The organism is Kitasatospora sp. NPDC047058 (assembly GCF_040643935.1).
Lineage (GTDB): Bacteria > Actinomycetota > Actinomycetes > Streptomycetales > Streptomycetaceae > Kitasatospora.
The window spans coordinates 16,535-25,959 of sequence record NZ_JBEYVJ010000060.1 but is presented as its reverse complement, the minus strand read 5'-3'; the positions used below and the strand labels follow the sequence as shown (position 1 = coordinate 25,959).

Genomic DNA, 9,425 nt, shown 5'->3' with positions numbered 1-9,425 from the left:
CGTGCCACAGCAGCTCCTAGCTGATGTCGAAGGGGGCGGTGTCCAGCACTGGCAGCTCAGGCGGGGCGGTCACTCGGACCCATGCCCGGTACCGGCCGGGCAACGGGGTGACGACGCCGTCCGGGCCGACGAGGATCTTGGCGACCGTGCCGGTGCCGCTGCTCGCGGTGTCCCACACAGCGGGGTGCCAGTCACTGCTGCCGGGCTCGTGGCCGACCGCGACGATCGCCATGTCGACCGGGAAGCTGGTCGGTGTGCCGCGGTCCCAGGTGATGCCGACTTCGTAGTACTCGGTGCTCAGCGCATCCACGGGGGTGGTCCTTCCGATGCAGGCCCAGGCGGTGGTGGTGCCGTGGGTGTGCCAGGTGGTGGCCGGCGTCCCGGTGAGGCGCAGCCGGTGGGTGATCTGTGAGCCGGGCAGCAGGGCAGGGATCGCTGTGTCGGTCTCCTGGGTGGTGCCCACTCGGCGGGTCTTGGTCCGGCCGAGGGCGGGCACTGTCCCGACTTCTGTTGCGGGGTTGAGCGGGATCGTGCGCAGCGGGGTCGGCGGGACGGCGGTCTCGATGACCAGGGCCCGGCCGAGGTTGATGGTCTTGACCGCAGTGGCGGCCAGCACGGTCTCGGTGCTCGCTGCCGGTGAGAGGGGGACGGTCTTCGCTCTGCCGACGGCTGGCGCGGTGCTGGTCTCGGCGGCGGGTGTGAGCGGGATCCGGCGCAGGACTGTCACGGCCACGGCTTGTTCGGTGCCCGCTGCTGTTCCTGCCGCCCGGACCTTGCGGCGGCCGGGCGCGATTGCCGTGCTGGTCTCGGCTGCCCGGCCCAGGCCAATGGTCTTGCGGACAGTGATGGCCTGGGCAGTGCCGGTCTCGGTTACGGTGCCGAGCGCGATGGTCTGCACGGGCGGGGTGTTGAGGTTGTCGTACTCGGCCCAGTTGTTGGTGCCCGCGTCGCGGTGGCTGTCCATGTACAGGGCGAGGTCGGTGTTCGCCGCCCAGGCCGGGGTGGTGGCGGTGCGCCGGTTGGTCCAGTTGGTGCCGTCTGGCGAGGTGTCCCAGTAGAGGGTGCCAGCCGATTCGCGTAGGCGTAGCCACGCGTGGTCGGTGGCCGAGTAGGTGAGGAACACGGCGCCGGCGTCGGCGAAGCCAGCCCTGAGGTAGCAGCCCATGGCGTTGCCGGCCGTGTCGATGAGGAAGCCAGCGTCGGTGCCCGCGGTCGTAGTCGTGATGAACGCGGTGCAGGTGGAGGTCGCTGCGCCGGCTGCTGCCGGGGCGTAGACGTGCAGGTAGAAGCTGGAGCCGGTGAGGCTGTAGCTGGTCGCGGACTTGTAGGCGTTGAAGCCGGTGTCGCAGGCGACGCGGGCGCGCCCGCCGGCTTCTTGGTAGGTGCCGTAGTTGTTGGGCCACAGGGTGGTGTTGACGGTGTTGTCGTTGAAGTCGTCGGCGAGTGTGCTGATTCCGGGCATTGGGGTGGCTCCCCGGGGTTAGGCGGCGGAGCTGGCCCGGAAGAAGTCGGTGACGGTGGCGGTGACATCGCTGCCGTCGGGGGTGAGGGGGAAGTCGAGTTTGACGAGGGGGATGCGCGTGCTGTCGGTGCTGGTGGTGGTGTCCGGGTCGTAGCAGATGACGAGTGCGGAGACGGCGTTGCCGGTGGCGGCGGTCCAGGTGATGTCCGCGGAGTCGACGGCGACGCGGTCATTGGTGTCGTCGACGGTCGTGGTGACGGAGGCGAGGGTCTTGCGGCCCATGGTCGTCTGTTCGTTGCTGGCGCCGGCGAGGAGGGTGGCGAGGTCGTCGTAGTCGCGCATGACGGCGTCGGAGACGATGCCCGACGTCTCGATGGGGACGGCGATGAGCGCGTCGTTCGCGGCGGGGAGCCCGGCGTAGTAGGCGACCTTGCCGAGCGCGATGTTGAAAGCGATGTTGGCCACGGGTTCCTCCAGAGCGGCGTGGTCTGCGGTCGGGTGGAGGGGCCCGGGGTGGTGCGGGTCTATCGGAGCACGGGCCGGGGCCGGGCGTGGAAACAACGAAGCCCCGCCCGGGGAGGGCGGGGCTGAAGTCGGGGAAGGGGAGCCCTTGCCCTTCCAACTTCGCGGTCCAGGTCCGTCAGGTGCGACGTTCGCGACCGCTGCACTGTCGGGGGTCCTGCCGGTCGGGCAACGCCCGGTGATCAGCTGGGCGTCCCACGCCAGTCGCGTGGTTTGACCTGATTCTACTGTGTGGGTGCCCATTCGGGCCGGTAGTCGGGGTGGCCGGCGTACGGCAGCGCCAGCAGGCAGAGAGTGTCGTCGAGTGCTTCCCTGCGGCCTGCTCTGCGGCGCATCGCCGATGGGCTCAGGCGTTCTGCCTTGTTCAGATGCCGTTCGTGCGCGGCCTCGTACAGGTCGATGATGTGCCGCTTGGCGTCGACCTCGGCCAGCACCCGCGCCGGGTCATGGCGGGCGATGTGGGTTCGGTCGTTGGCGTGCGGAATGTAGGCGACGGTCCCGGCGTTGTCGCTGTCACGTAGCTCCCCGTCCATGTCAAAGTTCCGCCACTGGTAGCCAGGTTGGCGGGTGCGACGTGCGATGCGTTCGTCCTCGTCGAGGCGGGCACGGAGGAACGCCACCAGGTCAGCAGTCATAGGCCCATCTCCTCGTACGGGCAGTCGAAGGGGCGAAGCTCCTCAGCAAGTGCCTCGCGCAGGCTGGGCTTGGGCATGTCGACGGTGATCTCGGGGTTGAGCTCCTTCACGATTGCCTCGCCGAGAGTGCGCAACAGATCGGCCCTGAAGGCTTCCTGGCAGTGCACGTCGGACCAGGCTTCGCGCTCAACGGCCGCCTTAGCCATGACTTGACGACCGTTGATCTCAGCGACGACCTGTAGGACAACGAGGTGGGACTGGAAATCGGGGTCGCTCATGCTTCATCCTCTCGCGGGAAGGCCCGCCCCGTCATCCGAACGGAGCGGGCCGCTTTCTCAGTCCTCGTCTGCTGGCGGCAGGTAGAACTGTTCTGTCCGGCTCGACTTGCGAACCTGCACGCCGTGCAGCATCCACACGTCCAGGGCGCGGCGCACCGTGTCCCGCGACCCGTACGGGCCACGCGCGGTCAGGTCCTCTTTGGTCGCGTGGCCCTGCTCCGCGCACAGATCACAGAACACGCGGTACAGGTCCTGCCACTCCTCACGCGGCACTTCCTGACCGTCCGGGTATACGGGCGGCGGCGGGCCAACCGGCCGCTGCGGCGCGGGCTTGAACAGCGGCACCTGCAAGCCGGAGCCCACAGGCCGCGTGAAGGCCGGCGCAGCCGCGTGCAGGTGCGCCACATCCGCGGCGATGTCCAGGTCCGTCACGAACTCGGCGCGGCACCGCGGCGGCTCCGTCACTGGCATCTCCGGGCAGCCGATGTAGAACTCGCCGGGCCGGGTGAGCTTCTCCGGGGTGAAGCCGTCGCCCTTGCACCCCTGACCGAAGATGAACACCGAGTGCCCGGCCTCACCAGTCCTTGTGCTGATCCGGTTGCCGTAGTTGCCGCGCGCGTCGGTCTGCCCGCCAAAGATCCGCGCGGACGGCTGCTGGGTCGCTGACACGAACTGGATGGCGTTACTTCGAGCGAGAGCCAGGCACGACTCGTAGATCTCGGTGATCTCCCGCTCCATCGGCCCCAGGTCAGGGTCCAGCCTGCGTAGATCGGCTTCGGCCTTGCGGAGTTCCTTGTCCTGGCGGACCAGCTCGGCGAGCTCGTCGGTGATGATGAACCACGCCGGGCCGTGCACGCCGGGAATCCACTTGCGGACCGGCTCGCGGCCGGCGGCCAGGTCTCGCTTTGACAGCTCCTCCAGGTACGCGCCGCGCCGGTCGCACTCGGCACGGATGAAGAGGAGCAGCTCGCGGGCCTCTTCGGCGGTGCGGGCGAGCCGTCGCATCTTCGGCTCCCACGGGCCGAGCTCGACCGCGCCGGGCTTCATGTCGATGCCGAAGAGTTCGACGTGCCTCTTCTTCAGGAGCTTCTTGATGATCAGGTTGATGATGCCGGACTTCCCCCAGTCCGAAGCGCCGGCGCCGAGGGTGTGCCGGTACAGCATCGTCAGCATGACAGGCTGGCCGTACTCGTCCCAGCCGATGCGGATGGGGTCGGTGATGTCGTCGGAGGCGTCGTCGGCGTACGGGATGACCGGGTCCCAGAACGGGCCGCCGGGCACGCGGGGCGCCGGCTGCTCCTCGGTGGTGCTCAACGCGGCGGCCTTGATCGCGGCTTGCTTCTCGTTCATCTGCAGCTGCACGTCGACGGACGCGTTGGCATTCGCGGTGGCGTTCGCCTTCCCGGGCAGCAGTTCCTTCCGAAGGTCCTTGCGGTGCGCGATCAGCCACGGCACGTACACCGCGTACGCTGCGCCCGTGGTGACGGCTGCGCCGGTGAGCGAGGCACCGCCCGGCCCGGCACCGACGGCGGTGGCGATGTCCGCGAACGTGAGCGTGAGCCCAGCCCCGCCCCGGGTCAGCATCTCGTGCTTGCAGTTCACCCCGGCGCCGGTCACCGCGGCGGACAGCACGGCCAGACCGGCGTACGCGGCGACCCCCCAGCCGCCGACCCCGGCAAGGTGCTGCCACCAGCCGAGGCCAGTGACGGTGCCGACGGTTACGACGGGGACGAGCTCAACGCGGTAGCGCAGGACGAGGCTGTAGGCGCGGGCGGCGACCGCGGCGCAGCCGGTGGCAAGACGCCGACCGATCGGGGCGGGCTTGTCTTTGGGGACGATGTAGACGGAGTCCTCCACCACGGCTAGTGGCGACGATGACGGCTCCATTTTTTCGACGGCTGCGGGGGGCATTTCCGCAGGTCGCGGCACAGAATCCGGCGTCGTCATCGGCATCGTCGTCACGATCGTCGGCTCGGCGGCCCGCTGCGGACGGGGTAGGAACGGGAGGATCTGAGCCCCGTCGGCGGGGGGCATGTACTGGGCCACGAGGGGCTCCTTTCGGCGGGACCTGCCGGGTTGGGGAAGGGCGCTGAGGGCTTGCGGCGGCCACCCAGCCGTGGGGCTGGGTGTCACCGGCGAGCCGTCAGAGCAGGCGATGCGGGCGGCTTCACAGGTAGCCGCCAGTGCCCTGCTGCGGGGCCGCGGATGATGCGCGGGACAACACGGTGCGTACATACGACGCGTTGGTGGTGATGCCGTGCGGCGCCAGCGCATCAGCGATCTGCTGCGCCGTCGCTTCGGGAAGCGCATCACGCATCGCCCGGACCGCGGCGGCCGTCGACAGCTCAGCGAAATCGATGTCGCGTGGCGCCTCGACCGCATCGCCGGATGATGCGGCGGCCGATGCGGGCTGCGGCACGGTGATGATGCGGGGAGGCGCATCACGGCGCTGACGTGCGACTTCACTGGGCGCATCATGCGCCGTATCGGGTCGGCGTGCGGCGGTGATGGGCTGCGGTTGCTGCAGCGTGATGACGATCTGCTGCGCCTCGTTGCCGTGTGATGCGGCGATGCTCTGATGCGGCTGAGTGATGCGCTCGACGTGATGCGCATCGTCGGCTGATGCGGCCGTATCAGCCTGCTTGTCGATGATGCTGAGGCGGGCGCCAACGGTGCGGCGCATCACTCGGTGTGACCGGCCGGGGAAGAGGATCCACGTGAGGCCGCCGATTACGGGGAGGGCGCCCGGGACGCGGCCCTGCCGACGAAGCGCCTCACGGTGCTCGTAGCGGTGCCACATCTCGAAGGAGAGCTCGGCGATCACGGGTGCGGCGGCGAGGATGACGCCACCGACGAGGCCCCAGTCCTCCATCTGGGCGTGGGTCCAGTTGACCCATGAGCTGGTGGAGACCATGGCGAGCATGGCGAGGCGGGGGGCGAGTCCGCTGTCGGGGCTGGTGGCGTAGCGCTGGGAGAGGAGGGCGAAGAAGAGGGCGGCGATGTCGAACATGCCGGCGCCGAAGACGGCGACTTCCTTGGGGGCGTGGAACTTGGCGGTGAGGAGGGTGTAGATGGACCAGGTTCCGACGGTGAGTGCTGCGCCCATGACGAGGAAGAGGACGGCGCGGATGAGCTTGTCGGTCCCGGAGCGGTCGTTCTCGTTCACGGGTTGCCTTTCAGCGGGTGGTGGGTGGGTGGTTGGGGGCGAGGTGGTGGGCGGTGGTGGTGAGGACCCAGAGGGCCGCCGTGCTGGCGGCCTTCAGGGCGGCTGCGGTGGTGAGGAGCGTGGCCGCGGCGGTGGCGCGGAGTTGGGTGTGGTGGCCGGCGAGGATGTGGGGGATGTGGAGCCGGAGTGCGGCCGCCGCGCTGCACAGGATCAGGTAGTGGGTGACGATCGCGGCGAGGAGAGTGGTGATGGTTCCGGCGGGGGTGAGGGTTGCGGTGAGGCCGGCGAGGGCGAGGCTGGTGGTGGTGAGCGCCTGCTGTTCGGCTGTGCTGGCTGTGCGGGCCATGGCGGCTACCCCTTCTGCGGGGCGGCGGCGGGGGCGAGCTGGTCGGGGCGATAGGCGGGCCAGCCGGCGCCGATGATGGCCTCGAAGAACTTGGAGCGGACGCCGTCGACGAGGTAGGTGCCGTCCTTCTGCTTCCAGACGATCTTGCCGGTCTCGCCGTAGTAGGGGTCCTCGGGGTCGTTGACGGTGACGTAGCTGCCAACAGCGGACATGGCGCTCCTTAGGCGAGGGCTGCGGCCGAGCGCAGCAGGTGGTGGATGTCGTCTTGGGTGCGGTCGGGCTGGTCGTTCCAGGTGTCGACCGGCATCGGGGTGCCCTGGTAGCCGAGGGCGTTGCCGATCTGGAGGCGGGCCTGCCAGGCGGTGGCGGGGGTGCCGTAGCCGGCGGCGAGGACGCGGAGGTGGGCGCCGAGGACACACACGGCGCCGGTCGAGTCCCAGAGCCGGCCCTGGGTCCAGCCGTGGACGGCGATGTAGCGGTCCATCAGCTGGAGGTGCTGGCCGGGGGTGACGGGTACCGGGGTGGCGGGCCGTCCTCGGAGCCGGTCGAGGAGCGTGGGTTGGGTGGGCGGGTAGCCGTCCCACCAGGGCCCGGCCGGCGAGGTGGTGCTGGCGCGGCCGGGCGCCTGGGTGGTGTGAGTGTCGGTGATGGCGGTCCGGAGCCGGGCGCGCCATGCGGGTTCGGGGGCGACGGTCTTGAGGTAGGCCTCGATCTCGGCGACCAGGAGCGGGCCGTACAGCTCGATGTTGAGGTCCAGGGTTGCGGTGGCGGGCATTGCGGTCTCCTCTCCTGATCTGCAGGTGCTAGCGCCGGACCAGGACCGTGCTGGTGATGCCGATGAAGTTCTCGGCGCCGTTGCTGGTCCAGACGGTGATGACAGCCATCCCGACCTCGACACGGGTGACGGTCACGTCAGGGCCGGCCCAGTTGACGACGTGACCAGGCCTCAGGTCCTTGGCGTGGATCTTTCGCACGGGTCTCTCCGTTCCGACTTCAGGCCTGGATGGCGTGGACGTAGGCCGAGAGCTCGGTGGCGGCGGCAGTGGTGATCCCGTAGACGGTGCTCAGCGCGGCGACCGGGTTCTGGCTGGCGCGGGTGGCGGAGGCGACGACCGATGCGGCTGCCGGGTACTGGGTGCGGATGAAGCTGGTGGTGTAGTCGTGGGTCCAGGGCTCGCCCCGCTCGACGGCGAGCAGCACCGCGGCGGTGAATCGGCGCTCGGCCTCGTCGGCGGTGGCGCTGGCGGCCTCGGTCAGGAACAGCTGCACCATGCGGGCGGCGGTCTCGGGCTGGACGCCGTACTCGCGTCGGAAGTCAGCGGTGAGCTGGGCGCTGAGGTCGTTCATGACGGATGTCCTCTCGTCAGTAGTCGGTGGTGGGCGGCGTCGATCGCGCCGGTCAGTTGCCGGGGTGGGCGGCAGAGATCGGGTGCATCGGGGTGGAAGGAGGCTCGGGCCTCTTACCGGCCCGGGCCGGTGTGTGCTCGTTGCAGAACCAGCCGCCGGCGTACTGCCGGGCTGGGCTGCCGCACGGGGTCCGGCCGGGACCGGTCGGGACGCTGCACGAGGCGGCAGCCACGGTCAGGCGGCGAGGAGGTCGGCGGTGGCCGGGTACTGGCGGGCGATCTGGCGCTGCAGGTCCGCGAGCATCCGGTCGTCGAGTTCCTGCAGACGCCCGCGTTCCTGCCCGTGGGTCCACTGCGGGGCCTCGGTGAGCGGCCCGCACTGCTGCCACACGGCCCAGGACGGGGTCTGGCCGGCCATCAGCTGCCCGGTGTAGGGGAGCCAGTTCGCGCGCCGGTCGAACACGTAGGAGCTGTGGGAGGACCGGCCGTTCTCGACCATGGTGAGGGTCGGCATCATGCTGTAGTACGTGACGCCGAGCTGGGCGGTGCGCGCCCACTCGTCGTGCTCGCGGCGGGCGGCGTCGACGGCGCGCTGGGTGGGGGTGCGGTGGATGTTGGCGGCCGCGTGGGCGGCGCCGGACAGGAACTGGCCGAAGCGCATAATGGTGTTCTCCTCTGCTCGTTGGAGGGTGGTGGAGGCCCGGGGCGGTCGGCGTGCTTGGCGGCTTTGACGGCCGCCCCGGGGCGCAGCTAGGAAGCGGCGACGTGATCCGCGGCCGCGGTCTTGGCACTTGCGGCGGCCTCCGCCCATCCGGGGTGACCGTTCTCGGTCTGCTGGACCACCCGGCCCGGGGAGGTCCAGCCGCAGCTGCACTTCGCGGTGAGGCGCAGGCCGGTGGTGACGGTGGTCTCGGTGACGGCGGCGTCGTGGCTGCCCTTGCGGAACGCGGCGTACTGGCCGCGCGCGGGGTACATCTCGTTGGGGAGCATCGGGTTCTCCTAGTTGTCGAGGCCGGCGAACAGGGCGTGGTAGTCCTGCATGCGGCCCTGCTGGTGGGTGAGGGCGGCGTAGGCCTCCAGCTGCTGCCGGAGCCGGTCGCCGAGCCCGCTGCGGTGGGCCTCCCCGAAGGTGACCTGGAAGATCCGGTTCAGGTCCGGGTCGGCCTGGCGGAGCTGGGCGAGGTTGCTGTCCATCACCCGGTGCTGCTCCGCCTCGAAGCGGGCGTCCGAAGAACGGCGAGAGAAGGAGCTCATCCGCGGCCTCAGTTCTTGCGGAGCTGGTCGGGCCGGTAGGCACGCTCACCGAGGACCGCTTCGACGAACCGGTTGTCGATGCCCTTGACCGCGACGAGCTGGTTGACGGGGTCGGCCTGGACGACGGTGCCGGTCCGGCCGAGGGTCTTCGGGTTCTGGCCGTCCGCGTTGATGACGGTGACGCTGTCGCCTTCGGTGAGGTCCATCAGGCGGCCTTCTGCCGGTAGACGTCGACCGGTCCGGGCAGGTGGAGCTCCTGGGCGGCGAACGCGCGGATCTCGTCCTCGGTGATCCCGCCGTAGGTGTGGACCGGCTTCAGGAGCGGGCCGCCGAACTCGGGGTGACGGTGGATGAGGTGGGCGGGCTCGCCGAGGAGCCGGTCGGTGATGCTGGACTTGGCCATGACTGGTGGTGTC

16 protein-coding genes are annotated in these 9,425 nt (G+C 70.0%); all 16 read right to left on the bottom strand.

What is annotated here, in order from left to right:
* Positions 1-16: 16 nt before the first annotated feature.
* The 16 genes from ABZ885_RS12585 to ABZ885_RS12510 all read right to left on the bottom strand — a co-directional run bounded on the left by ABZ885_RS12585 (position 17) and on the right by ABZ885_RS12510 (position 9,412).
* A complete protein-coding gene (locus tag ABZ885_RS12585; RefSeq protein WP_360186934.1) occupies positions 17-1,462 on the bottom strand; it encodes a hypothetical protein in 1,446 nt (481 codons plus the stop codon).
* Positions 1,463-1,480: 18 nt separating this feature from the next.
* The gene (locus ABZ885_RS12580; RefSeq protein ID WP_360186932.1) at positions 1,481-1,927 is read right to left on the bottom strand and encodes a hypothetical protein; all 447 of its coding nucleotides are present in this window, start codon (positions 1,925-1,927) and stop codon (positions 1,481-1,483) included.
* A 281-nt stretch (positions 1,928-2,208) separates the two neighbouring features.
* Complete coding sequence (locus ABZ885_RS12575) at positions 2,209-2,619, bottom strand: DUF6221 family protein (protein ID WP_360186930.1); 411 nt, start codon at positions 2,617-2,619, stop codon at positions 2,209-2,211.
* On the bottom strand, positions 2,616-2,897 hold the full coding sequence (locus ABZ885_RS12570) for a hypothetical protein (RefSeq protein ID WP_360186928.1): 282 nt from the start codon (positions 2,895-2,897) through the stop codon (positions 2,616-2,618). Before ABZ885_RS12570 ends, ABZ885_RS12575 begins: the two co-directional genes overlap by 4 nt.
* Before the next feature lie 57 nt (positions 2,898-2,954).
* Positions 2,955-4,943 (bottom strand): hypothetical protein, encoded by a 1,989-nt coding sequence (locus ABZ885_RS12565; protein WP_360186926.1) that lies wholly within the window; start codon positions 4,941-4,943, stop codon positions 2,955-2,957.
* A 121-nt stretch (positions 4,944-5,064) separates the two neighbouring features.
* Positions 5,065-6,063 (bottom strand): DUF2637 domain-containing protein, encoded by a 999-nt coding sequence (locus tag ABZ885_RS12560; RefSeq protein ID WP_360186924.1) that lies wholly within the window; start codon positions 6,061-6,063, stop codon positions 5,065-5,067.
* A gap of 10 nt (positions 6,064-6,073) precedes the next feature.
* Positions 6,074-6,409: a hypothetical protein gene (locus ABZ885_RS12555; RefSeq protein WP_360186922.1), complete on the bottom strand. Its 336-nt coding sequence runs from the start codon at positions 6,407-6,409 to the stop codon at positions 6,074-6,076.
* A 5-nt stretch (positions 6,410-6,414) separates the two neighbouring features.
* The gene (locus ABZ885_RS12550) at positions 6,415-6,621 is read right to left on the bottom strand and encodes a hypothetical protein (RefSeq protein ID WP_360186921.1); all 207 of its coding nucleotides are present in this window, start codon (positions 6,619-6,621) and stop codon (positions 6,415-6,417) included.
* An 8-nt stretch (positions 6,622-6,629) separates the two neighbouring features.
* Positions 6,630-7,184: a hypothetical protein gene (locus tag ABZ885_RS12545; protein ID WP_360186919.1), complete on the bottom strand. Its 555-nt coding sequence runs from the start codon at positions 7,182-7,184 to the stop codon at positions 6,630-6,632.
* Positions 7,185-7,212: 28 nt separating this feature from the next.
* Entirely contained in the window at positions 7,213-7,383 is a 171-nt protein-coding gene (locus tag ABZ885_RS12540; RefSeq protein WP_360186917.1) for a hypothetical protein, read from the bottom strand.
* A 19-nt stretch (positions 7,384-7,402) separates the two neighbouring features.
* Positions 7,403-7,756 carry a hypothetical protein gene (locus ABZ885_RS12535; RefSeq protein ID WP_360186915.1) on the bottom strand — a complete coding sequence of 118 codons (354 nt, stop codon included), beginning with the start codon at positions 7,754-7,756 and terminating at the stop codon, positions 7,403-7,405.
* A gap of 234 nt (positions 7,757-7,990) precedes the next feature.
* Positions 7,991-8,416 (bottom strand): hypothetical protein, encoded by a 426-nt coding sequence (locus tag ABZ885_RS12530; protein ID WP_360186913.1) that lies wholly within the window; start codon positions 8,414-8,416, stop codon positions 7,991-7,993.
* Between the two features lie 89 nt (positions 8,417-8,505).
* The gene (locus ABZ885_RS12525) at positions 8,506-8,745 is read right to left on the bottom strand and encodes a hypothetical protein (protein WP_360186911.1); all 240 of its coding nucleotides are present in this window, start codon (positions 8,743-8,745) and stop codon (positions 8,506-8,508) included.
* A 9-nt stretch (positions 8,746-8,754) separates the two neighbouring features.
* Positions 8,755-9,009 (bottom strand): hypothetical protein, encoded by a 255-nt coding sequence (locus tag ABZ885_RS12520; RefSeq protein WP_360186909.1) that lies wholly within the window; start codon positions 9,007-9,009, stop codon positions 8,755-8,757.
* 8 nt (positions 9,010-9,017) lie between these two features.
* On the bottom strand, positions 9,018-9,215 hold the full coding sequence (locus ABZ885_RS12515) for a hypothetical protein (RefSeq protein WP_360186907.1): 198 nt from the start codon (positions 9,213-9,215) through the stop codon (positions 9,018-9,020).
* Positions 9,215-9,412: a hypothetical protein gene (locus tag ABZ885_RS12510; RefSeq protein WP_360186905.1), complete on the bottom strand. Its 198-nt coding sequence runs from the start codon at positions 9,410-9,412 to the stop codon at positions 9,215-9,217. The genes ABZ885_RS12515 and ABZ885_RS12510 overlap by 1 nt, the downstream gene beginning before the upstream one ends.
* Between the last annotated feature and the right edge of the window lie 13 nt (positions 9,413-9,425).

Coding starts and splice junctions, on each gene's coding strand:
- ABZ885_RS12515 (WP_360186907.1), bottom strand. CDS start 9,215: ATGGACCTCACCGAAGGCGACAGCGTCACCGTCATCAACGCGGACGGC.
- ABZ885_RS12585 (WP_360186934.1), bottom strand. CDS start 1,462: ATGCCCGGAATCAGCACACTCGCCGACGACTTCAACGACAACACCGTC.
- ABZ885_RS12525 (WP_360186911.1), bottom strand. CDS start 8,745: ATGCTCCCCAACGAGATGTACCCCGCGCGCGGCCAGTACGCCGCGTTC.
- ABZ885_RS12555 (WP_360186922.1), bottom strand. CDS start 6,409: ATGGCCCGCACAGCCAGCACAGCCGAACAGCAGGCGCTCACCACCACC.
- ABZ885_RS12510 (WP_360186905.1), bottom strand. CDS start 9,412: ATGGCCAAGTCCAGCATCACCGACCGGCTCCTCGGCGAGCCCGCCCAC.
- ABZ885_RS12520 (WP_360186909.1), bottom strand. CDS start 9,009: ATGAGCTCCTTCTCTCGCCGTTCTTCGGACGCCCGCTTCGAGGCGGAG.
- ABZ885_RS12530 (WP_360186913.1), bottom strand. CDS start 8,416: ATGCGCTTCGGCCAGTTCCTGTCCGGCGCCGCCCACGCGGCCGCCAAC.
- ABZ885_RS12535 (WP_360186915.1), bottom strand. CDS start 7,756: ATGAACGACCTCAGCGCCCAGCTCACCGCTGACTTCCGACGCGAGTAC.
- ABZ885_RS12550 (WP_360186921.1), bottom strand. CDS start 6,621: ATGTCCGCTGTTGGCAGCTACGTCACCGTCAACGACCCCGAGGACCCC.
- ABZ885_RS12570 (WP_360186928.1), bottom strand. CDS start 2,897: ATGAGCGACCCCGATTTCCAGTCCCACCTCGTTGTCCTACAGGTCGTC.
- ABZ885_RS12575 (WP_360186930.1), bottom strand. CDS start 2,619: ATGACTGCTGACCTGGTGGCGTTCCTCCGTGCCCGCCTCGACGAGGAC.
- ABZ885_RS12545 (WP_360186919.1), bottom strand. CDS start 7,184: ATGCCCGCCACCGCAACCCTGGACCTCAACATCGAGCTGTACGGCCCG.